This is a genomic window from Pectobacterium polonicum, from assembly GCF_005497185.1.
Classification (GTDB): Bacteria; Pseudomonadota; Gammaproteobacteria; order Enterobacterales; family Enterobacteriaceae; genus Pectobacterium; species Pectobacterium polonicum.
The window spans coordinates 289,185-312,172 of the sequence record NZ_RJTN01000001.1; the positions used below are offsets into that span (position 1 = coordinate 289,185).

General features: G+C 50.6%; 15 protein-coding genes. 3 read left to right on the plus strand and 12 right to left on the minus strand.

The features are described 5' to 3' along the window. Positions 1 to 32: 32 nt before the first annotated feature. Complete coding sequence (gene copA, locus EDI29_RS01260; protein ID WP_137739550.1) at positions 33 to 2,756, minus strand: copper-exporting P-type ATPase CopA; 2,724 nt, start codon at positions 2,754 to 2,756, stop codon at positions 33 to 35. A 236-nt stretch (positions 2,757 to 2,992) separates the two neighbouring features. Beyond that, positions 2,993 to 3,523 (minus strand): DUF6097 family protein, encoded by a 531-nt coding sequence (locus EDI29_RS01265; RefSeq protein WP_241664874.1) that lies wholly within the window; start codon positions 3,521 to 3,523, stop codon positions 2,993 to 2,995. 62 nt (positions 3,524 to 3,585) lie between these two features. Here EDI29_RS01265 and cueR point away from each other — a divergent pair, with 62 nt between their 5' ends. Continuing rightward, on the plus strand, positions 3,586 to 4,017 hold the full coding sequence (gene cueR, locus EDI29_RS01270; protein ID WP_137739397.1) for a Cu(I)-responsive transcriptional regulator: 432 nt from the start codon (positions 3,586 to 3,588) through the stop codon (positions 4,015 to 4,017). Positions 4,018 to 4,030: 13 nt separating this feature from the next. Here cueR and EDI29_RS01275 read toward each other — a convergent pair whose 3' ends face one another. The 7 genes from EDI29_RS01275 to ubiG form a co-directional block, all read right to left on the minus strand. Continuing rightward, positions 4,031 to 4,486, minus strand: a complete 456-nt coding sequence (locus EDI29_RS01275) for an NfeD family protein (protein ID WP_137739398.1) — start codon at positions 4,484 to 4,486, stop codon at positions 4,031 to 4,033. Then, entirely contained in the window at positions 4,486 to 5,400 is a 915-nt protein-coding gene (locus tag EDI29_RS01280; protein ID WP_137739399.1) for an SPFH domain-containing protein, read from the minus strand. Before EDI29_RS01280 ends, EDI29_RS01275 begins: the two co-directional genes overlap by 1 nt. A gap of 167 nt (positions 5,401 to 5,567) precedes the next feature. After that, the gene (locus EDI29_RS01285) at positions 5,568 to 7,178 is read right to left on the minus strand and encodes a methyl-accepting chemotaxis protein (RefSeq protein ID WP_137739400.1); all 1,611 of its coding nucleotides are present in this window, start codon (positions 7,176 to 7,178) and stop codon (positions 5,568 to 5,570) included. A gap of 200 nt (positions 7,179 to 7,378) precedes the next feature. Continuing rightward, entirely contained in the window at positions 7,379 to 7,639 is a 261-nt protein-coding gene (gene yfaE / locus EDI29_RS01290) for a class I ribonucleotide reductase maintenance protein YfaE (protein WP_107168368.1), read from the minus strand. Positions 7,640 to 7,642: 3 nt separating this feature from the next. Next, entirely contained in the window at positions 7,643 to 8,773 is a 1,131-nt protein-coding gene (nrdB, locus tag EDI29_RS01295) for a class Ia ribonucleoside-diphosphate reductase subunit beta (protein WP_137739401.1), read from the minus strand. 110 nt (positions 8,774 to 8,883) lie between these two features. Then, on the minus strand, positions 8,884 to 11,169 hold the full coding sequence (gene nrdA / locus EDI29_RS01300; protein ID WP_137739402.1) for a class 1a ribonucleoside-diphosphate reductase subunit alpha: 2,286 nt from the start codon (positions 11,167 to 11,169) through the stop codon (positions 8,884 to 8,886). Positions 11,170 to 11,518: 349 nt separating this feature from the next. Next, complete coding sequence (ubiG, locus tag EDI29_RS01305; RefSeq protein WP_137739403.1) at positions 11,519 to 12,238, minus strand: bifunctional 2-polyprenyl-6-hydroxyphenol methylase/3-demethylubiquinol 3-O-methyltransferase UbiG; 720 nt, start codon at positions 12,236 to 12,238, stop codon at positions 11,519 to 11,521. Positions 12,239 to 12,486: 248 nt separating this feature from the next. On the opposite strand from ubiG, the gene gyrA reads away from it, so the two are divergent. Together gyrA and rcsC are read left to right on the plus strand one after the other, a co-directional pair. Further along, complete coding sequence (gene gyrA, locus EDI29_RS01310) at positions 12,487 to 15,126, plus strand: DNA topoisomerase (ATP-hydrolyzing) subunit A (RefSeq protein WP_137739404.1); 2,640 nt, start codon at positions 12,487 to 12,489, stop codon at positions 15,124 to 15,126. Positions 15,127 to 15,241: 115 nt separating this feature from the next. Beyond that, a complete protein-coding gene (rcsC, locus tag EDI29_RS01315; protein ID WP_137739405.1) occupies positions 15,242 to 18,097 on the plus strand; it encodes a two-component system sensor histidine kinase RcsC in 2,856 nt (951 codons plus the stop codon). A gap of 37 nt (positions 18,098 to 18,134) precedes the next feature. Here the strand turns inward: rcsC and rcsB are convergent, their stop codons facing one another. Genes rcsB through EDI29_RS01330 form a run of 3 tightly spaced genes read right to left on the minus strand, consistent with a single transcriptional unit; the run spans position 18,135 to position 22,667 of the window. Next, positions 18,135 to 18,785: a response regulator transcription factor RcsB gene (gene rcsB, locus EDI29_RS01320; protein ID WP_005976164.1), complete on the minus strand. Its 651-nt coding sequence runs from the start codon at positions 18,783 to 18,785 to the stop codon at positions 18,135 to 18,137. Between the two features lie 8 nt (positions 18,786 to 18,793). Next, positions 18,794 to 21,481, minus strand: coding sequence for a phosphotransferase RcsD (rcsD, locus tag EDI29_RS01325; RefSeq protein ID WP_137739406.1), 2,688 nt, complete (start codon positions 21,479 to 21,481; stop codon positions 18,794 to 18,796). 16 nt (positions 21,482 to 21,497) lie between these two features. Next, positions 21,498 to 22,667, minus strand: coding sequence for an MFS transporter (locus EDI29_RS01330; RefSeq protein WP_137739407.1), 1,170 nt, complete (start codon positions 22,665 to 22,667; stop codon positions 21,498 to 21,500). Positions 22,668 to 22,988 lie beyond the last annotated feature (321 nt).

Below are 22,988 nucleotides of genomic sequence, written 5' to 3' on the forward strand. Positions count from 1 at the left end.
GCGGCGTGTCTCAACAACGCGCCGCGTTTGCATTACTGGCTTTTAGGCTTAAAGCGCAGCAAGCGGTTGGCGTTGCTGACTACCGTGATAGAGGAGAGCGCCATCGCGGCACCGGCGACTACCGGGCTGAGCAGCGTTCCGGTCAGCGGGTAGAGCACGCCTGCGGCAATCGGTATACCCAGCGAGTTATAGATAAACGCGCCCAGCAGATTTTGCTTCATGTTGCGCAGCGTGGCATTGGAGAGTGCTAGTGCATCGGCGACACCGTGCAGGCTGTGGCGCATCAGTGTGATAGCGGCGGTCTCAATCGCAATATCGCTGCCGCCGCCCATTGCAATGCCGACATCGGCCTGCGCGAGTGCGGGCGCATCGTTGATGCCATCACCAATCATCGCCACGCGTTTGCCTTGCGCCTGTAGCTTTTTAATCGCCTCTGCTTTGCCGTCTGGCAGCACCCCAGCAATCACCTGATCGATACCGGCTTCTTTAGCAATGCTCTTTGCCGTGAGTGGGTTGTCTCCTGTGAGCATAACTAATTGATAGCCCTGCTGGTGTAGGCGTTGCAACGCGCTGACGCTATCCGCTCGCAGCGGATCGTGAATAGAGAATACCGCAATGAGGCGGCCATTTGCTGCGAGTAACACCGGTGTGATGCCGCGCTGAGCCTGCTCGCCGATCAGCGTGTCACCAGCGGTGATATCGACCTGATGCTGTTTGAGCAGCGCTGGATTCCCCAGCAGCAGGTCGACATCCGAGATCTTGCCGCTGACGCCGAGGCCGCGCAGCGTGCGGAACTGCTCGACTTGCGTGAGCGTAAGGTTTTCCGCACGTTCAAGAATTGCCTTCGCCAGCGGATGATTAGATCCCTGTTCCAGCGACGCTGCCCAGGTTAGCGCCAGTGCTTCCGTGACATCGCCGAAGGTATGAATCGCCACGACGCGCGGCTGCCCTTCGGTTAGCGTCCCGGTTTTGTCAAACACCAACACATCCAGCTTGCTGGCCTGTTGCAAGGCATCGGCATCCCGTACCAGTACGCCAAACTCCGCTGCACGTCCAACGCCGGAAATAATCGACATCGGCGTTGCCAGCCCAAGCGCACAAGGGCAAGCAATGATCAGAACGGTCGTGACGATAATGAGCGTATAGACTATCTGCGGCTGTGGCCCGACAAAGAACCAGATCGCACCGCTGAGAAGTGCGATGGCAACGACGACGGGAACAAACACGGCAGAAATACGATCGGCTAGCTGCCCGATAGCGGGTTTACTGCTTTGCGCCTGTCTGACCAGTCGGATAATGCGTGATAGTGTTGTCTGGTTGCCGATCGCGTCTGCCCGGAAGAGGACGCTACCGTCGGAAACCAGCGTGCCGGCGTGAACGGTGTCGCCAGATGTTTTGGACTGTGGGATCGGTTCCCCGGTCAGCATGGCTTCATCGACCCACACTTCGCCTTGCAAAATTTCGCCGTCGACAGGAATACGATCGCCGGTTGTCAGGCGCAACGTCATGCCGGACTGGACTTCTGACAGCGGAATGGATTTTTCTCCTTCTGCCGTCACGACGCGGGCGGTAGGCGGTGTTAAGTCCAGCAGCCGCTCCAGCGCACGAGAGGAGCGCTGGCGGGCGCGCTGTTCCAGCGCATGACCGAGGTTGATTAAACCAATGATCATCGCGCTTGCTTCGTAGTAAAGATGGCGTGCCGCCATCGGGAAAAGATCCGGCCACAGGTTGACGGTAATAGAATAAAGCCATGCAGCGCCCGTTCCCAGTGCGACCAGCGTATCCATGGTCGCGGTGCCGTTTTTCAAGCTGCGCCAGGCGTTACGGTAAAAATGACTGCCAGCAAACACCATCACCGCCAGCGTCAGAATACCGATGACGAGCCACGGCGTTTGGCTTTCCGGCGTCAGGCTCATGCTGCCGCCCAATACGCCCCACAGCATCAGGGGTACACCAAGCAGTAAACCTAGCGCCGCCTGCCACTGAAAACGTCGAATGGCCTGCTGAGAGGTTTGCTGTTGGCGAGCCCGGCGCGCTTCTTCGTCCTGAATAATTTCCGCACCGTAACCTGCTTGCTCAACGGCAGCAATCAGCGCCTCAGGCTCAGCGTGACCACTGACCAACGCACTGCGTTCGGCCAGGTTCACCCGCGCTTGCGTAACGCCGCTGACGTTTTGCAGCGCCGTTTGTACGCGGTTCACGCAGCTGGCGCAGCTCATCCCCTGAAGCAGGAGCTGTATGCTGTCGTCATCGCTGGTGGTTCGTGTTGTTATTGCCGGAAGAGTACTCTCGGCCGCTGGCAGCGCTTCCGGCGTTGTCGCTACCTGTGCCAGCGGCTCAGTTTTTGGGTGAACGCTCTCCTGCACGCTGGCGTGATAGCCGGCTTCTTCAATAGCGCTAATCAGTACTGTGGCCTCAACGTTGCCATATACGGTGGCCTGTTCTTGAGTGACATCCGTTGCCACGACGCCGGGAATAGCGTCCAGCACTTTACGCGTAGCGGCGACACAGTGGTTGCAGCTCAGGCCGGAAAGCTGGAGAGAGACATCTGGCGTGGTGGCGAGCTGCGCGTCGTAACCAGCCTGTTCGATAGTGTCGATCAGCGTTTGAGAATCAACGGCTCCGCTGACTCTGGCATACTGTTGGGTGACGTTGGTTTGTTCGACAGCAGGTAGCGCGTCCAGTGCTTTTTTAACGCGTTGAACACAGTGCCCGCAGGTCAGTCCCTGCAATGACAATACGATGGTTTGTGACATCATCTTTCCTCTGGTTAGCGCGACAGCAGAAAATTTTTGCCGTTGCGTGATAGCGGCTTGTTGTGATGAAGGGTAAACCTTCCTGCAAGGTAAAGGTCAAGGGATTTAATGCTATTTTTAATGATGGTGAGTGGAACGCTGTGGCAGTGTTATGTCAGGTAAAGTCTGAAAACAACCGGGCGAAGAGAAGAGGTGTCCGGTTGATGATGAACCTTTGAGTTATTAACTCTGAATCATTAGGGGTGGCCTGATGTTCGGGTAATGAATGATTGAATCAGTCTATTGGCTTCGGTTTCCGCTCGGCGATTTAAATAATAAAAATAAAGAATCGAACCGACAAAGGCACAGGCATAAGCAATAACAGCCCATAACTGTTCGAAGAGAGTGATAGATAAATCTCGTGCCATACCAGCAATATCGAATTCAATATTGAAGTATTTAAGATAACGGTCTGGTATGAAAAAAAGGGCGAAAATGAGAATAGGCATAGCAAAAATACCGGTCAGGATATTCACCTTGCTTTTTTTGGCATGTATTGATGCGTAATCCGTGCCTCCGAGGTAACGCTCGATCTCAATAAATTGTTGAAAAAGATCGTCTTTAGACGTAACAGGAACATTGTAACGTTCAATGTGTTGGTGGAGCTCTTTAAGTTGTTGTGCATTATCCAGCGACTTGCCGAGTGTACTGATTAATCCCATAATAGTTTTTTCTTTGTTGATAATGACCAGCTTGCTGCATTCCGTCGCAAGCACCAATGAAGTCAAGAAATTTTACACGAATAGATTTTTTCGTCATCTTCTTAACAGGGAAAATGTTGGGGGAAATCATGAATATCAGTGATGTGGCAAAAAAAACCGGGCTTAGCAGTAAAACCATTCGCTTTTATGAAGAGAAAGAACTTCTGACTACGCCGCTGCGTTCTGAAAATGGTTACCGCAGCTACGACGACCATCATGTTGAAGAGCTAACGCTGCTGCGTCAGGCGCGTCAGGTCGGTTTTAATCTGGATGAATGCCGGGAATTGGTCACGTTATTTAACGATCCGCAGCGGCGAAGCGCGGATGTAAAAGCCCGTACTTTGCAGAAAGTGCAAGAAATCGAGATGCATATCAAAGAGTTGAAAACGATGCGTGAACAACTGCTGGCGTTAGCCGAGCAGTGTCCGGGGGACGGAAGCGCGGAGTGTCCGATCATTAATAATCTGGCGGGCTGTTGTCAAAAAACAAACAGTCAGAAAGGGGAGACGGACTCCCCCTAAATAGTGCGCTCTGTTAGTGCTCAATCGGTCGGACATGCAGCGTGATGCCGTCAACGGCAATGACTTCAACCTGCGTGCCAGCAGGCAGCTCCTGCTCTGATTTCACGCGCCAACTGCTATCACCGATGTTGACTCGGCCAAAGCCGTTAGTCACTGGCTCGGTCAGGGTAGCGCGCAGGCCAATCAACTGTTGCCCGCGTTGGTTGAGCGTTGACGGTGGGCGTGACAGCGTTCGCTTACGCAGCCAATACCACCAGAGCAGCGCCGTAACGATCGTCATGATGGCGAAAATCGCCCCCTGCCATGGCCAGCCCAGCGGCATAACCCACGTGAGTAACCCAACCAATACGGCTGATAATCCGCTCCACAGCAGATAACCACTGGCACCTAGCATTTCGGCGGCTAAAAGCAGGCCGCCGAGTGACAGCCAGAACCAGTGTGCATTTTCCATCACCAGTTCAACGCCCATTATTGACCTCGGCTGTTTTTGCTATCTTTAATCAGCTCGGTGATCCCGCCAATGGCTCCCATTAGGTTGCTGGCTTCTAGCGGCATCATGATCACTTTACTGTTATTGGAGGAGCCAATCTGCTGCAAGGCATCGGTATATTTCTGGGCGACAAAGTAGTTAATCGCCTGAATGTTACCCGCTGCGATGGCCTCAGAGACCATTTTAGTTGCCTGTGCTTCTGCTTCTGCTGCACGTTCACGCGCTTCCGCTTCAAGGAACGCGGACTGGCGTTGGCCTTCCGCCTTCAGAATCTGTGACTGCTTTTCCCCTTCGGCTTTCAGGATAGCAGCCTGACGTACCCCTTCAGCTTCCAGAATATCGGCACGCTTGTTACGTTCTGCTTTCATCTGCGCGTTCATCGCGGCAATCAGTTCTGCTGGTGGACGGACGTCGCGGATCTCGATGCGGGTGATTTTCACGCCCCACGGATTGGTGGCTTCGTCAACGATGTGCAGCAGGCGAGTATTGATGCTGTCGCGCTGAGACAACATTTCGTCCAGCTCCATGGAGCCCAGCACGGTACGGAAGTTGGTCATGGTGAGATTGACGATAGCCTGTTCCAGATTACTGACTTCATAGGCCGCCCGCGCGGGATCGATTACCTGAATAAAGCAGACGGCATCAATCGCGACATTGGCGTTATCGCGTGAAATAATTTCCTGAGAGGGGATATCTAATACCTGTTCCATCATGTTGATTTTACGACCAACACGATCCATGAAAGGCACGACCAGATTAAGCCCCGGCATCAGCGTTTTGGTATAGCGACCAAAACGTTCTACAGTCCATTGGTATCCCTGAGGTACGATTTTGATGCCTGACCAGACGATGATAAGTGCAACAAAGATCAAAACGGGAATGACGGTAAGCATAGTATTAACCTCTATTTATGACTGTTTTTTGAGTGTCCCAGAGAAAATTAGGCGAAAATGTATTGCATGACGATTCTAGCGCCATCTGCGGCTAAAACCTATTTTTGACGGCAGCCAGCCCGAGACAGTCGGGCTGGCTGGTTAATAGAGGGGATTCGTTGTCGAGATCAGAGACGAGACGTTGCTGCTGGCAAGCCCGTCAAGAGGCGCTGTGGGGCATTGATGAACTGGGGCGTATCGATAGAATCAGTGAGAATAAAGGTGGATACGGATGCCGATAGCTGTTGAGCCAGATCTTGCAGCGATTGTGTCGCAGCGGTGGACTGCTCGACCAACGACACATTTTGTTGTGTGGCCATGTCAATTTGCCCGATGGCAATATTGATCTGATTGATCCCTTCGCTCTGCTCTCCGCTGGCGCGCGCAATCTCATTCATGATCTGGCCGACGGTTGACGCGTTGTCGACCAGCGCACCGATCGATGATTCTGCGGTTTCCACCATCTCCATACCTTCATGGATTTTATCCACCGAGTTATCAATCAGCACTTTAATCTCTTTGGCGGCTAATGCGCTACGCTGTGCCAAATTGCGCACTTCGCCTGCGACGACGGCAAATCCACGCCCTTGCTCACCCGCTCTGGCGGCTTCAACAGCGGCATTCAGCGCCAGAATATTAGTTTGGAATGCGATGCCGTCAATCGTACCGATAATTTCCACCATGCGGCGCGATGAATCGCGGATATCGCGCATTTTTTCTGTTACCTGTTTCATCGTCGTTGTGCTGTCTTGCATATCCTTTGATGCTTCGGAAGCAAGGGTGTCGGCGCGATGAGTATTTTCAGCCGTATTTTTCAGCGTGGACGTTAACTGCTCCATTGATGAGACAGTTTCTTCCAGCGAACTAGCCTGATGTTCAGTCCGAGCCGATAGATCGCTATTTCCGGCGCTCAATTGCGATGTCGCTGTGGAGATCGCGCTGGCGCCGTCACGTACCTGGCTGACAATATCTCGTAGGCTGGTTGTCATATTGTTTAATTCATTAAGTAATATACCGGCTTCATCTTTCGTCGAGCCTTGCAGAGAATGTGTCAGGTTACCTTTTGCGACATGCTGGGCTAAATGTAATGCCTGCGTTAATGGCGGAATAATGCTGCGAATGACGATGCGAGAAATGATAAAGCTAAAGACAATACCGACTACAATAATAAACAGGAGAAATAATCTGGCTGTGTGATATTCATCATGTACCGTTTTTTCCGACTGCGTCATTCTATTATTCGATTCATCAATAAACTGCTCGGCGAGTGATTTCAGCGTCGTGCCAAGCGGCCAGGTCACATTTAACGCCTGTTCGCGTAACCCGTCTTTGTTACCTATTTTTGCTTCCTGAAGTAAGTTATCGCTCGATTGGGAAAAGGCCTGATGCGCTTTTTTTAGTTCAGCCAATTTCTCTTGAAGGCCAGGATCATTTACGACCAGTCGCTGTAGCTGATCCAGATTTTCGACCATCTTGCTGCGATGTTTCTTAATCGCTTCAATAGTTGCCTCATTGTCTTCCGGCTTTTCATTGATAAAAAATGCGGATTGTTCGACGAAGACGTTATTTATTTCACTAATTAAAGTATTGGCGTAAGCCGTGGTGGGATAGAGCGTCTGAACTATTTTTTCTACTTGATTATTAAGGTTGGATAAATTAACTGTTGAAATAAAGCCAATAATAGCGACTATTAGCATCCCTGCACCGAATCCGGTGTTTAATCTTGTACTTATTTTCATGTGATATGTCCTTTTTTTGCTATGTATAGTCAAAATCGTAAAGCAACTGTATATCGAATTGTGATGTGATGGTTATTATTTTGACATGATGTATCGATATTATTGACTTATTATGAGTAAAGAAAAAATAACCAAATAAGCGAGCTTATTCAATTAAATAATCTTCAATAGCAAGAACAAAAAATATGAAAGAGATAGGGCTATAGATCCAATTCGATGTCGCCTTGCGGCATACAGCAGCAGGGCAGGATTTCATCCTGTTGGATGCAGGCAAGCGGGGTTTGACGATACGCGACTCTGCCTTTTACCAGACGCAGCCGACAGGAACCGCAATAGCCAGATCGGCACTGATATTCAATGCTGACGCGGTTGGATTCCAGCACATCCAGCAGAGAAGGGCCATCGTCTGAACAGGAAAACTGCGCACCGGATGTGCGCAGCGTAATAGTTGGATTGCTCATCGATTACAGCTGGAAATCGCTCAGGTCGTCATCGCTGATTTCTGAATCGATCTGACCGACCAGATAAGAGCTGACTTCGACTTCCTGCGGTGCGACCTGGACGTTATCGGATACCAGCCAGGCGTTAATCCACGGAATAGGGTTGGTTCGCGTCTGGAACGGCAGCGGCAGCCCAACCGCCTGCATACGGATGTTGGTGATGTACTCCACGTACTGGCACAGAATATCTTTGTTCAGGCCAATCATCGAACCGTCGCGGAACAGGTATTCCGCCCACTCTTTTTCTTGCTGGGCGGCGAGTACGAACAGGTCATAACACTCCTGCTGACACTCTTCGGCAATCTGTGCCATTTCAGGGTCGTCATGGCCGGAACGCATCAGGTTCAGCATGTGCTGCGTGCCGGTCAGGTGCAGTGCTTCGTCACGGGCGATGAGCTTGATGATTTTGGCGTTACCTTCCATCAGTTCACGCTCTGCAAAAGCAAACGAGCAGGCAAAGCTGACATAGAAACGAATCGCTTCCAGCGCGTTAACGCTCATCAAGCAGATATACAGCTGTTTTTTCAGCGTATGCAGATCCACGGTGATGGTTTTACCGTTAACCTGATGTGTCCCTTCACCCAGCAGATGATAGTAGCTGGTCATCTCGATCAGCGAATCGTAGTAGCCGGAGATATCCTTGGCACGCTTCAGAATCTCTTCGTTCGTCACGATATCGTCAAAGACCAGCGACGGATCGTTCACGATATTACGAATAATATGGGTGTAGGAACGTGAGTGAATGGTTTCCGAGAATGCCCAGGTTTCGACCCAGGTTTCCAGCTCAGGGATAGAGATTAGCGGCAGTAACGCTACGTTTGGGCTACGTCCCTGAATCGAATCCAGCAGCGTCTGGTATTTCAGGTTGCTGATGAAGATGTGTTTTTCATGATCGGGTAGTGCCTGATAGTCGATGCGGTCGCGAGACACATCAACTTCTTCCGGGCGCCAGAAGAAGGACAGCTGTTTTTCGATCAGTTTTTCGAAAATTTCATATTTTTGCTGATCGAAACGCGCAACATTAACCGACTGACCGAAGAACATCGGTTCTAGCAACTGGTCATTTTTATTCTGTGAAAAAGTGGTATAGGCCATTAATCTCTCCAAAAAAATGCCGTGAGCATTTTTTAACGCCGCTTGCGGCTGCGGGTAGGACGCCCGCGCTAAAAGGATAAAAGGCTGCGTTGCAGCCTTTTATTATTGGCTTAAATCTTACACGCGCCGCCTTCGCAGCCATCGTCCTGCGGCTCTGCCAACAGATCGTCTTGTACGTCTTCAGCGCCGTCACGGGTGTTTTGGTAATACAGCGTTTTAACGCCGAATTTGTAAGCCGTGACCAGATCTTTCAGCAACTGCTTCATCGGCACTCGACCTGACGGGAAGCGTGATGGATCGTAGTTGGTATTAGAAGAGATCGCCTGATCGACAAATTTCTGCATCAGACCTACCAGTTGCAGATATCCATCGTTATTTGGCATGTCCCACAGCAGTTCGTAGGCATCTTTCAGCGTTTCGTACTCTGGCACGACCTGGCGCAGAATGCCGTCTTTGGACGCTTTGACGCTGATGTGGCCGCGCGGTGGTTCAATACCGTTGGTCGCGTTAGAGATTTGAGACGACGTTTCAGACGGCATCAGCGCAGACAGCGTTGAGTTGCGTAGGCCGTACTCTTTAATATCTTTACGCAACGCTTCCCAGTCGAGATGCAGCGGTTCGTTGCAAATCGCGTCCAGATCGCGTTTGTAGGTATCGATCGGTAAAATACCCTGCGAGTAGGTGGTTTCATTGAACCATGGGCAGGCACCTTGCTCACGCGCCAGCACATTCGACGCCTTCAGGAGATAGTATTGGATCGCTTCAAACGTTTTGTGCGTCAGGCCGTTGGCGCTGCCATCGGAGTAACGTACGCCATTTTTCGCCAGATAGTAGGCAAAGTTGATGACGCCAATGCCCAACGTGCGACGACCCATCGCACCGCGCTCTGCTGCTTTAATCGGGTAATCCTGATAATCCAGCAGGGCATCCAGCGCACGTACCGCGAGCGTCGCTAAATCTTCCAAATCGTCCAGGCTATTAATCGCACCGAGGTTAAACGCTGACAGCGTACACAGTGCGATTTCACCGCTTTCATCATTCACATCGTTCAACGGCTTGGTCGGCAACGCGATTTCCAGACACAGGTTGGACTGACGAACCGGCGCAATCACCGGATCGAACGGACTGTGTGTGTTGCAGTGGTCAACGTTCTGAATATAGATACGGCCTGTAGAAGCACGTTCCTGCATCATCAGGGAGAACAGTTCAACGGCTTTGATGCGCTGCTTGCGGATGCTGTCATCCTGCTCGTATTTCACATACAGGCGTTCGAACTCATCCTGATCGGCGAAGAATGCGTCGTATAGCCCTGGAACGTCAGATGGGCTGAACAGCGTGATCTCTTCACCTTTTACCAAGCGCTGATACATCAGTTTGTTCAACTGTACGCCGTAATCGAGATGACGAACGCGGTTGCCTTCGACACCACGGTTGTTTTTCAACACCAGCAGGCTTTCAACTTCCAGATGCCACAGCGGATAGAACAGCGTGGCAGCCCCGCCGCGTACACCGCCCTGAGAACAGGATTTCACCGCCGTCTGGAAATGCTTATAGAAAGGGATACAGCCAGTATGGAACGCTTCACCGCCACGGATTGGGCTACCGAGTGCACGGATGTGGCCCGCGTTGATGCCGATACCAGCACGCTGGGAAACATATTTCACGATAGCGCTGGATGTTGCGTTGATGGAATCCAGACTATCGCCGCATTCGATCAGCACGCAGGAGCTGAACTGACGAGTTGGGGTGCGCACGCCCGCCATGATTGGCGTCGGCAGAGAAATTTTGAATGTGGAAATCGCGTCATAGAAACGTTTAACGTAATCCAGACGGGTTTCACGCGGGTAGCCGGAGAACAGGCAGGCGGCGACCAGAATGTACAGGAACTGGGCGCTTTCGTAGATATCACCGGTCACGCGGTTTTGGACCAAATATTTCCCTTCCAGCTGTTTAACCGCCGCATAAGAGAAATTCATGTCGCGCCAGTGATCGATGAAAGCGTCCATCTGAGCGAATTCTTCGGGGCTATAGTCTTCCAGCAGGTGCTTGTCGTATTTACCCAGCTCTACCATGTTGGTGACGTGGGTCAGCAGCGCTGGCGGCTCAAACTGACCGTAGGCTTTCTTGCGCAGATGGAAGATAGCCAGACGCGCGGCCAGGTATTGATAATCCGGGCTTTCGCGGGAGATCAGATCGGCAGCGGCCTTGATGATGGTCTCATGGATATCAGAGGTTTTGATGCTGTCGTAAAACTGAATGTGGGAACGCAGTTCCACCTGAGAAACGGAGACATTGTGTAAACCTTCTGCGGCCCAGGTAATGACGCGGTGGATTTTATCCAAATTGATTTTTTCTTTACTGCCATCGCGTTTGGTAACGAGCAAGCTCTGGTTCATGTTGGGATTTACCTGTTGATGAAAATAAAAAAATATCCCCCGTTTATTCACAGAAATTCCTCTGTGACTAACTCTGTGGATAAATACTAGATATGGATATTTTTTGATAAATGGCTACTACATGGTGAGTATTCTAGTCTGGATTCGTTTGAGTACAAGGCTTGATTTTGGTGTTAATTTCAGGTTGCTGAAGCGTTGGTTTCTCGAAATCCTGATTTTGTAAGGGCTAAGAGGATGTCAATATTCTGTAAAAAAAATAAGTCGCGGCCATTTTGTTGGTTTTTCAGATAAACCCAGAAAATTGCGCGGTGAAAAACCACGCAATTTTTAAGAGCATTCTTAATGGGTTCTATTTATCGTGGCGGGTATGCAGCATGTAGTTCACGTCTACGTTTGGACCGAGCTTAAAGTGGTCCGTCAACGGATTGTAGTGTAGCCCGGTGATATGCTTTTCACGCAGCGGCGTACTGTCAACCCAGTGCATTAGCTCCGCTGGGCGAATAAATTTCTTAATATCGTGCGTGCCGCGTGGCACCATTTTTAAAACATACTCAGCGCCGATAACGGCCATCATCCACGCTTTTGCATTGCGGTTGATGGTGGAGAAAAACACGTGTCCGCCGGGCTTGACCAACTTAGCGCAAGCCTGCACCACGGATTGCGGGTCGGGAACGTGCTCCAGCATTTCCATGCAGGTGACCACATCGTAAAGGCCTGGGTGAGCATGAGCATGTGCTTCTACCGTTTCCTGCACGTAATCGACAGTGATACCGCTTTCCAGCGCATGTAAACGCGCAACGTCTAACGGCTCTGCGCCCATATCCAGCCCGGTGACGTCCGCACCTTCACGCGCCATGCTCTCGGCCAAAATGCCGCCGCCGCAGCCAACATCCAACACTTTCTTGCCGAACAAGCCTTCTGCACGCTGTGAAATATAACCCAGACGCAGTGGGTTAATGCGGTGTAGTGGTTTGAATTCACCGTCTAAATCCCACCAGCGGGAAGCGATAGCCTCAAATTTGGCAATTTCCTGATGGTCAACGTTCGGGGTTTGATTTTCTACATTCATGTGTCATCGCTGCCTTTCATCATCTTCTACTGCCGCGAGTATACCCCTTCATGTCACAACGTGCAGCGCTGTCGCTTTTTTCTGTGGGATAAACCCCCATGAGGAAAACAGTCTGTTCAGAGCGGAAGGGAGTTTCCCCCGAAACGGCGGTTTGTGATATAATTTTTCACCTTTTGAACAGTTCACCTTTCTGAACGGTTCACTTTTCTGAACACGGGTAGATGCCTAAATAGAGGGATAGCGGCTCCATGAGCGACCTTGCCAGAGAAATCACACCGGTCAATATTGAAGAAGAGCTGAAAAGCTCGTATCTGGATTATGCGATGTCCGTTATTGTCGGACGTGCATTACCAGATGTTCGAGATGGACTGAAACCGGTACACCGCCGCGTACTGTATGCGATGAGCGTACTGGGTAACGACTGGAACAAACCGTATAAAAAATCCGCCCGTGTCGTCGGGGATGTCATCGGTAAATACCACCCGCACGGCGACTCTGCTGTTTATGAAACCATCGTGCGTATGGCGCAGCCTTTTTCACTGCGCTACATGCTGGTTGATGGTCAGGGCAACTTCGGTTCGATTGATGGCGACTCCGCAGCGGCGATGCGTTATACCGAAATTCGCATGTCGAAAATTGCTCATGAACTGCTGGCCGATCTCGAAAAAGAGACGGTCGATTTTGTGCCGAACTATGACGGCACCGAGCAGATTCCTGACGTCATGCCTACGCGTATTCCCAACCTGCTGGTTAATGGTTCTTCCGGTATCGCCGTCGGGATGGCAACGAACATTCCACCGCACAACCTGACTGAAGTCGTGAACGGCTGTCTGGCGTATATCGACGATGAAAACATTAGCCTCGAAGGGCTGATGGAACACATCAAAGGCCCGGATTTCCCGACGGCGGCGATCATCAATGGCCGACGCGGTATTGAAGAGGCCTATCGCACCGGGCGCGGTAAAATTTATATCCGTGCGCGTGCTGAAGTGGAAGCGGACGCGAAAACCGGGCGTGAAACTATCATCGTGCATGAAATTCCGTACCAGGTGAACAAAGCACGCCTGATCGAGAAAATTGCAGAGCTGGTCAAAGACAAACGTATTGAAGGGATTAGCGCCCTGCGTGATGAATCCGATAAAGACGGTATGCGTATCGTCATCGAGATTAAGCGCGACGCTGTGGGCGAAGTGGTCCTGAATAATCTGTATTCCCAGACGCAGCTTCAGACGTCATTCGGCATCAACATGGTGGCACTGCATCAGGGCCAGCCTAAGATCATGCCGCTGAAAGATATTCTGGTTGCATTTGTGCGCCACCGCCGTGAAGTGGTGACGCGCCGTACCATTTTTGAACTGCGTAAAGCCCGTGACCGCGCCCATATCCTGGAAGGTCTGGCAATTGCGCTGGCGAACATCGATCCGATTATCGAACTGATTCGTCGTGCGGCGTCACCTGCTGAAGCGAAAGCCTCACTGATCGCACAAGCGTGGGAACTGGGCAGCGTTTCTACCATGTTGGAACGTGCGGGTGATGATGCTGCGCGTCCAGAGTGGCTGGAGCCAGAGTTCGGCATTCGTGACGGTCGCTACTACCTGACAGAACAGCAGGCGCAGGCGATTCTGGATCTGCGTTTGCAGAAACTGACCGGCATGGAGCACGAAAAGCTGCTGGATGAATATAAAGAGCTGTTGGCGGAGATCGCCGAGCTGCTTTATATCCTCAACAGTCCTGAGCGCCTGATGGAAGTGATCCGCGAAGAGCTGGAAGCAATCAAAACGCAGTACAGCGATGAGCGCCGCACAGAAATCACGGCAAACAGTGCCGATATCAATATCGAAGACCTGATTAATCAGGAAGATGTTGTCGTCACGCTGTCCCACCAGGGTTATGTGAAGTATCAGCCATTGAGCGACTACGAAGCCCAACGTCGTGGTGGCCGTGGTAAATCTGCGGCTCGTATTAAGGAAGAAGACTTTATCGATCGTCTGCTGGTGGCGAACACCCACGACACGATTCTGTGTTTCTCCAGCCGAGGTCGTCTGTACTGGATGAAAGTGTACCAACTGCCGGAAGCTAGCCGTGGTGCGCGTGGTCGTCCGATCGTTAACCTGTTGCCGCTTGAGCCAAATGAACGTATCACGGCGATTCTGCCTGTACGTGAATACGAAGAAGGCCGCCATATCTTCATGGCAACCGCAAGCGGTACGGTGAAGAAAACGGCGTTGACGGAATTCAGTCGTCCGCGCAGCGCGGGGATCATCGCGGTTAACCTGAACGAAGGTGACGAGCTGATTGGCGTTGACCTGACCGACGGTAGCGATGAAGCGATGCTGTTCTCTGCGGAAGGTAAAGTGGTTCGCTTCTCTGAGCAGGCGGTACGTTCCATGGGCCGAACGGCAACGGGCGTCCGTGGTATCAACCTGCAAGGCGAAGATCGCGTCGTTTCGCTGATCATTCCTCGCGGTGAGGGCGATATCCTGACCGTCACACAAAATGGCTTTGGTAAGCGTACTGCGGTGAGTGAGTACCCAACCAAGTCACGTGCGACGAAAGGCGTTATCTCTATCAAGGTCAGCGAGCGTAACGGTAAAGTGGTTGGTGCGGTTCAGGTTGATGCCGCAGACCAGATCATGATGATCACCGATGCGGGAACGTTGGTGCGTACACGCGTGTCTGAAGTCAGCATCGTTGGTCGTAACACACAGGGTGTGACGCTGATTCGTACAGCGGAAGACGAAAATGTTGTTGGCCTGCAACGTGTTGCTGAACCGGTAGAAGATGAAGAGCTGGATGGCGTGGTAAAAGTTGAAGGCGAAATTGCCGAAGACGATGATGCTATTGACGACATTGATGGCGATGATGATATCGCTGAAGATGACGAATAAGCCTTTTCCTTAAACTGGAATGAGCCGAGTAAGCCAGCGCGATGCGCTGGCTTTTTTTATCGACACTCGGTAGTGTATCAGCCAACTGGTTCTTCCATCATTCAACGGTATTCACTTGAAATATCTCGCCTCATTCCATACCACATTAAAAGTCTCCCGCTATTTGTTCCGGGTTTTGGCGATCATGCTGTGGGTGTTGGGCGCGCTAATATCTGTTTTCTATATTACTAAAGTATTGAATGAAAAAGAGTCGGAGCTGCGTCAGGAATATAATCTTAGCTTTGATCAGTCGCAGGGATATATCCGCCATGCTGCGGATATTGTGCGCGAACTTCAGTATCTGGCGGCAAACCGTTTGGTACTAGCAAGAGAAAGGGCTGAGCCGCCAACAGAAGGGGGGCCGGGTGTCTCTGTTTATGCGCTTACGCCCGGTGCAACCTGTTCCACGCAATATGGCGGGAATGCAGCGCTGCTCTCATTGAGTCATTTTTTCAACGGTTGGCAGGATAATTTCTCTGCCGTCTACGATCTTAATCGGGTCTTTTTTGTCGGCGGCGATCGACGCTGTATGGTTGATTTTGGCATTCGCAATCAGTCACTTGACCGTGATAACTTGCTTAAAAATGTGCAGGATCGGTTTCAGGATCAGAAGAAGAATCGTACCCCAACCGGGCGTGATGAAACGCTTTATTGGATTACCCCCGCATCCATCCCCGATGTCGGCTATTTATATGCACTCACGCCGATCTATGTGGATAACAAGCTGGAAGTTATCATGGGGATTGAACAGACTATTCGTCTGGATGACTTCGTCACCGTCAGCAAATTTCCGCTCAATGCCAAGCTGTTGGATCAATATAATCAGGTCGTTTTACAGTTTTCCGATGACAAAGGGCTTTCAGCCTCCTCGGTAGAGGGGTATCCCTCCGCTCATAACTATTTTGGCTATGCGAATGGCTATGATGAACTCATTCTGAAGAAGGCGCTGCCGCCTACTTCGTTCAGTATTGTGTACTCGCTGCCGCTGAAGGTGCTGTTGTCCCATATCAGCGCGTTGATGATTAATATGCTCGTGCTGAATATCCTCTCGGCAGTGCTATTGTTTGTGTTGGCGCTGGTTTTTGAGCGAAAAATGCTATTGCCTGCGGAAGTGAATGCCTTTCAACTGGAAGAGAATGAGCAATTCAACCGCAAGATCGTGGCGTCGGCACCGGTAGGCATTTGTATTCTGCGTATTAGTGACGGTACAAATATCCTCAGTAACGAACTGGCGCACAACTACCTTAATTTACTTACCCACGAAGACCGATTGAGAATTACCCGCATTATTTGCGAGCAGCAGTCCAAGTTTGTGGATGTGATGACCAGCCGTAACCACCACCTGCAAATCAGCTTTGTCCATTCGCGCTACCGCAATGAAAATGTGGCGATTTGTGTGCTGCTGGACGTTAGCGCGCGCGTCAAAATGGAAGAGTCGCTACAGGAAATGGCGAATGCCGCCGAGCAGGCAAGCCAGTCTAAATCGATGTTCCTTGCCACCGTCAGCCATGAATTGCGCACGCCGCTTTATGGCATTATTGGCAATCTCGATTTGCTGCAAACCAAGGCGCTGCCGCAGGATGCTAACCGTTTGGTCTTGGCGATGAACAACTCTTCCTCACTGCTGCTGAAAATCATCAGCGATATCCTCGATTTTTCCAAGATTGAGTCGGAGCAGTTGAAGATAGAACCCTGTGAATTTGCACCGCATGAGGTTATCAGCCACATCACCAGTAACTATCTCCCGCTGGTGGTCAAAAAACGCCTGATGCTGTACTGCTTTATCGATCCCAATGTACCGGTCAGCCTATTTGGCGATCCTGTTCGTTTACAGCAGGTGTTGTCTAACCTGTTGAGTAACGCGATCAAGTTTACGGATACGGGCTGCATCATTTTTGACGTTGGCTGCCGCGATGGTTATCTGGAATTTGTGGTGCGTGATACCGGTGTGGGTATTCAACCGCGTGAGGCAGTGAAGTTGTTCGATCCATTCTTCCAGGCGGGGAGCGGTGTACAGCGCCATTTTCAGGGTACAGGATTAGGGTTGGCAATTTGTGAGAAGCTGGTCAATCTGATGGATGGCGACATTACCATCGAGTCTGAACCCGGGCTCGGCAGCCTGTTTGGCGTCAGAATTCCGTTGTATAAAGCGCACTATGCTCCTGCGGCGATCAACGCCAGCCTGCAAGGGAAAATATGCTGGCTGAGGGTGCGCAATGCCCGGCTGGAGGCGTATCTACTGACGTTGTTGCAGAACCAGGGCGTGCAGGCTGTGCGTTACCAGAATCAAACTGTGTCGCCTGATGATGTGATGATTAGTGATTACAGCTCGCTAGAGGATATTACTGTTCGGGCGCATATCGTGATAAGCGGCGCACATAACGGATCGGCACAGAAAGTGAGCGAGGGCCACTGGGTGCAGGGGACATCTACACCTCAACATCTGCCTGATTTGCTGGAGAAAATTTATCGCTCAGAAAGTGAAGAAAACACTCGCGAGGAGATTTCACCGCCGCTGACGCACTATGAGCGGGTTGAGAATGGCGACATTATGATTCTGGTTGTTGACGATCACCCTATCAACCGTCGATTGCTGGCCGATCAGTTGGGTTCTCTGGGGTATCAGGCGATGACGGCGAATGACGGCGTAGATGGGCTGAGCGTATTGAGTAAAAACCACATTGATATCGTGCTGACGGATGTCAACATGCCGAATATGGATGGTTATTTATTCACCCAGCGTATGCGGGAGCATGGGCTACGTTTCCCAGTCATTGGCGTGACGGCGAATGCATTGGCAGAGGAAAGAGAACGCTGCCTTGGGGCGGGGATGGATCACTGTTTGTCAAAACCGGTGACGCTGGATACGTTGCAACAGGCGCTGGCGTATTACAGTAATGTGGTGCGTCAGACGAGAACCGCGGTGAAGTAACCTGCACCAGCGCAGTTGCCGGTGCAGGGAGCAAAACTTAGTCGACCTGTGTTGCGCCGCCGTTAACGGAGGACAGGTAGTTGAGCAGGGCAATATCGTTCTCTACGCCTAGCTTAGTCATGGCTGATTTCTTCTGGCTACTGATCGTTTTGATACTGCGATTCAGCTTTTTGGCGATTTCGGTGACCAAAAAACCTTCCGCAAACAAGCGTAGCACTTCACTTTCTTTTGGTGATAGGCGTTTATCGCCGTAGCCGCTGGCGCTGATTTTTTCCAGCACTTTGGATACGCTATCCGGCGTGAATTTCTTGCCTTTTTGCAGGGCTGCTAGCGCTTTGGGTAAATCGGTCGGCGCGCCCTGTTTCAGTACGATACCTTCGATGTCCAGATCCAGCACCGCACTCAGAATCGCCGGATTATTGTTCATGGTGAGAACAATAATAGAGAGATGAGGAAAATGGCGCTTAATATATTTAATGAGGGTTATACCATCGCCGTATTTATCGCCCGGCATGGATAAATCGGTGATTAAAACGTTAGCATCCAGCTTAGGCAGGTTATTGATCAGCGCTGTTGAGTCTTCAAATTCGCCAACCACATTGACCCATTCAATTTGCTCAAGTGATTTTTTGATGCCAAAAAGGACAATAGGATGGTCGTCGGCAATAATTACGTTTAGGTTACTCATCGTTTGGGTTACTCATCTTGTTGGCTACCTTGCTGCCCTTTAGGTTCGCTTGGGGATAGTAATGCACTGACAAACCGTTCAATTTCATGAAGGTTAGCCTCAATCTGTATACTATCGTGCGCGGTAATATGCTGTTCAAGCTGTTCACACAACTGTTTGCCAGGATGAAGATTCAGCATGGCAAACACGCCTTTCAGCCGGTGCGCCGTCTGCGAAAGTGACGGAAAATCGCCTGCTTCCGCTTCAGTATACAGCCTCTTTAAATCATCCGGTACTGTCTCCACGAACAGCGAATAATAGTCGCTTGACGCCAATTGTGCGGCGTAAAATTCGACATCATTCTGTTCTCCTTCCTGCGACGCATCGGGTGGTGTTTCCAGTTGCAGTTCAATCAGCTTAAGCAATGCCTCCAGCAGGAGGTGGCTGATATTGTAGTTCACCCGTAAACGGCGCGGGCCCAAAGGCATTAGCGTGTCATCGTCATGACTTAACAGCAGCGTATAATCTGCTTTTTTCTCCGGGTCATCGGTAATAAAAATATCGGCTTCCTGAGTAATCTGGCGTTCATCGCTGATCAGATAATTCGCTCCCCAGCCCGCCAGCATATTACCCACGATATTCTGTACTTCATCAGACGTTACATCCAGCAGAACGGTAATACCATCCAGCAGTTTTTCGTCCTCAACGGGCAACGCTTCCGGCTCCAGTTTTAACGTCAGAATATAGTGTGTGCCTAGCCCAGATTTACTGTTGATGGTTAACGCACCGCCCAGTCTATTACAGAGTTGATTGCACAAAAATAAGGTCAATCCTGAATTTTGTCCGAAACGGTCGGAAGTGGCAGGATGCAGGAAAGGATGCCGAATGTTTTCCTGCTCTTTACCTGAAATATGTGTTCCTGTATCGCTGACCTGAATAACCAGCTTGTCCGGCTCATTATTTTTTCTGTCAACCGACACCGTGATTTTTCCGTAATCCGTATTGGTCACCGAATAATTTAGCAGCAGTGCCAGCATCTTTTTCAACAGCTCGGCATCACCCACATAAGTTTGATTACTATCCAGATGATAATGATGGAATAGGGTTAACCCTTTTTGATTCAATCGCGGCAGCAGCTCAAGGAGAACATTGTCGATAAGCGCTAGCGGTGAAAAGCTGGCGTTGACCACTGTCCATTCCTGTGCCTCCAGCTTTTCATGCAGGGCGATATTTTCCAGCAGCTCGATCGCGCAGCGGGTATCTGCTGCTAGTTGCTCCAGCGTCTGTGCTTCTATGACCGCCGTATCACTGTGGCGTATCGCATGAATATGTTGTTGCAATGAGATCAGCGGTTGTTTGAATTCGCTGAGCAGGTTTTGGAATAGGCGTTTTCTGGCATGAATATTCTTTTCGTATTCACGCTGGGCGAGCAGTAATTTCCGCTGCACCAGAATCTCTTTATCCTGTTCGCGCAGTAGGAAGAGGCAATAGTCTGGCGAATATTGGCTACGAATTTGGCGGATCTCATACATTTCATTATTAATGGTGACCTGAACAACGCCCTGATGTTCGTCTGCCATATTGGTGATTTTTTGCAGGCTCAGGTGAGGAAGCAGATGTTCTGCACGCTCATTTTGTATAATGACCTTGTTGCTGCTGAAATCATAAACCAACACACCCATCGGGATTTTTCCCGTGGTTTCACGGTAAATATCCAGCTTATTTTCCAACTGATGGGATACGTCTTCGCCGGGATGCACATACGCCCGCCGGAAAAGATAAAAACCGATAACGGACGAACTCAACAGAACCAGATTCAGCAGCAGAAACCAAATGTTATTACGCAACACATCAATAATCAGAGCTTTCACTGGCACCTGAAAAACGATTTTTAGCGGTGCATTAACGAGTGTGGCGGAGATTTCAAGATTAGAGCCATGAAGCTGCACATCCGCTGTACCTTCGCCATTATTGCTGCTGTCAATATTGCTGGCCGCCGGCGTATCTGGCTTCAGCATAAGGTGCTCGCGCGGAATCGTGTCCGGGATTAAATCGTTAATTGGCAAATCGAATGCCAGAATTGTCGCCAGATGACCCGGCTGATTGAATGTGGTGCGCAGCGTAAAATAGTAGTCGTTATAGAAGCGTAATTTACGCAGCGGGGAAAAGCTTTCGCGCTCGTCTAATACATTCGCCTGTTGCAGCATTTCTGTCCGGCGGGCTTCGGCGATAACGGTAATATAATTGCCGCGGAACTGTGAGGAGATATCTTTCAGCGTCTGCGTGGAAATCATCGTCAGGCTGTTGTCGATACCATTCAGGTAATACATGGAATAGACGTTATTCTCTGCTCCCCAGAGTATATCGAGATAGCGTGATATCCGACGAACCGACGTCAGCGTCCCTTTATCGTGTTGCCCAAAAATCAACGCATCCGTTTTCTGACCGTTTTTTTCTACATAGAAAACATTGGGCATTAAATTAATCGCGCTAATGTTGGCGTCACTAGCGGACGGTTCGCTGTTCAGACTGCCGTAAATTTGATAGGTGAAAAAACGGTAAGTATCGACGCGTTTCTGTATGCCCTGAGCAATGGTCGTCAGCGCATGTTTTTTGTCCGCCAGCAAATCGTTGATGTAGCTATAGCCAAACGTTCCAGTAATAAGGAGCGATAACACCGTAAGGAGGGAAAAATAACGCAAGATCATGGCTGGCATCAATTAACGCTCCTGATTAGCGGATGACTGCTCGTGCACTGGCGCTGACGGCCAGCAACAGCAGTGCGACAAACCCGAATGCGGTAGCCAAATTGCTGAGTTGTGCAATAAAGCCGAGAATGGTTGGGCCGATAAGAATGCCCGCATAGCCTACTGTGGTAATGGAGGCGATGGCCAGATTGGGGGGCATGATCTTTTGATTCCCCGCTGCGCTGAAGAGGATCGGAACCACATTAGATGCGCCGATCCCCACCATCACGAAGCCAAGAATGGCGGTCACTGAATTATCAATACCGATCGTTAACAGCAGACCGAGTGCAGCACAGAGGCTGCCGCCAGTAAGAATCGCGTAGCGCCCAAGCGCATTAACAATGCGATCGCCATTCAGTCTGCCTAGCGTCATCGCGACGGAAAATGCCGCATAGCCCATACCTGCCTGTGCGCCGCTCAGGTTGCGCTCAACGGTTAGAAAGAGGGCGCTCCAATCCAGTATCGAACCTTCGGCGAGGAACATGATGAAGCACAGTGAACCAATGAACATGACCCATCCGCGTGGGATCACAAACAGCGGGCCGCCTTCATTTTGGTTTGTGGTGCGTAGCAGGTGCTTGTGCGCCGTTGCCATGAATATCAGCACCAACGCAACAATAGTCAGTATTGCCATTAACGGGGACAGGCCAAGCCACAGCAGGGCGCTGACGCCACCAGCACCGGCAATCCCTCCGATGCTAAAGAAGCCATGAAAGCCGGACATCATCGCTCGGCCACTGGCGCGTTCTACGATGACGGCCTGAATATTCATGGCAACATCGATCATACCTATGGACGCGCCAAAAAAGAGCAGCACGACCGCCATCAACGGCAGCGTTTCTGCTTGCGTCAGGGCGGGCAATATCAGACAAAGCAGCGCGCTTGCCAGCAAAATAACGCTGCGGCATCCCCATTTACTGGTGAGGAAACCGGTGAGCGGCATGGCCAACAGTGAGCCAATGCCCAGAGAAAGTAACAACATCCCGAGAGAGGCATCGCTGATAGCCAGTCGCGCTTTAACAAAGGGCACCAACGGTGCCCAGGAAGCCATAGCAAAACCTGCAACAAAGAAAGCGATGCGCGTGGCTGCCTGTGCTTTTTTGCCCGGCAGATTCTGATTAATGCTTAACGAGTTGGAATGCAGTGTCGTACTCATCCTGAACGAGGCTATCCGGTATACGTAACAAGGGCCTATTTTTACCATAATTAGCGGTCTGAATGGAAAGAATCCAAGCAGACGGTGCAGGGCGAGAGGTGAAAAACTGTCTTGATGCGATGCCGCACGCAAAAAAATGCCGACTAGATAATCGGCAGAAGAAAGGGTCAATTGAAGCAATAATGATGATGAAATGAGATTTTAATGTGATGTGTGCGACCCGTTTTGCCGTTTGATGCGATTTCACCTCGTGCTCACCGTTGTGGTCAGGCGGATACCTTTTAGGGGGTAAAAAATTTCCAGGAGAAATTTTTAACGTTG

Bases quoted from the DNA above. Each gene is read 5' to 3' on its own strand.
- copA (WP_137739550.1), bottom strand. From the start codon at position 2,756: ATGTCACAAACCATCGTATTGTCATTGCAGGGACTGACCTGCGGGCAC.
- cueR (WP_137739397.1), top strand. From the start codon at position 3,586: ATGAATATCAGTGATGTGGCAAAAAAAACCGGGCTTAGCAGTAAAACC.
- EDI29_RS01275 (WP_137739398.1), bottom strand. From the start codon at position 4,486: ATGGGCGTTGAACTGGTGATGGAAAATGCACACTGGTTCTGGCTGTCA.
- EDI29_RS01280 (WP_137739399.1), bottom strand. From the start codon at position 5,400: ATGCTTACCGTCATTCCCGTTTTGATCTTTGTTGCACTTATCATCGTC.
- EDI29_RS01285 (WP_137739400.1), bottom strand. From the start codon at position 7,178: ATGAAAATAAGTACAAGATTAAACACCGGATTCGGTGCAGGGATGCTA.
- yfaE (WP_107168368.1), bottom strand. From the start codon at position 7,639: ATGAGCAATCCAACTATTACGCTGCGCACATCCGGTGCGCAGTTTTCC.
- nrdB (WP_137739401.1), bottom strand. From the start codon at position 8,773: ATGGCCTATACCACTTTTTCACAGAATAAAAATGACCAGTTGCTAGAA.
- nrdA (WP_137739402.1), bottom strand. From the start codon at position 11,169: ATGAACCAGAGCTTGCTCGTTACCAAACGCGATGGCAGTAAAGAAAAA.
- ubiG (WP_137739403.1), bottom strand. From the start codon at position 12,238: ATGAATGTAGAAAATCAAACCCCGAACGTTGACCATCAGGAAATTGCC.
- gyrA (WP_137739404.1), top strand. From the start codon at position 12,487: ATGAGCGACCTTGCCAGAGAAATCACACCGGTCAATATTGAAGAAGAG.
- rcsB (WP_005976164.1), bottom strand. From the start codon at position 18,785: ATGAGTAACCTAAACGTAATTATTGCCGACGACCATCCTATTGTCCTT.
- rcsD (WP_137739406.1), bottom strand. From the start codon at position 21,481: ATGCCAGCCATGATCTTGCGTTATTTTTCCCTCCTTACGGTGTTATCG.
- EDI29_RS01330 (WP_137739407.1), bottom strand. From the start codon at position 22,667: ATGAGTACGACACTGCATTCCAACTCGTTAAGCATTAATCAGAATCTG.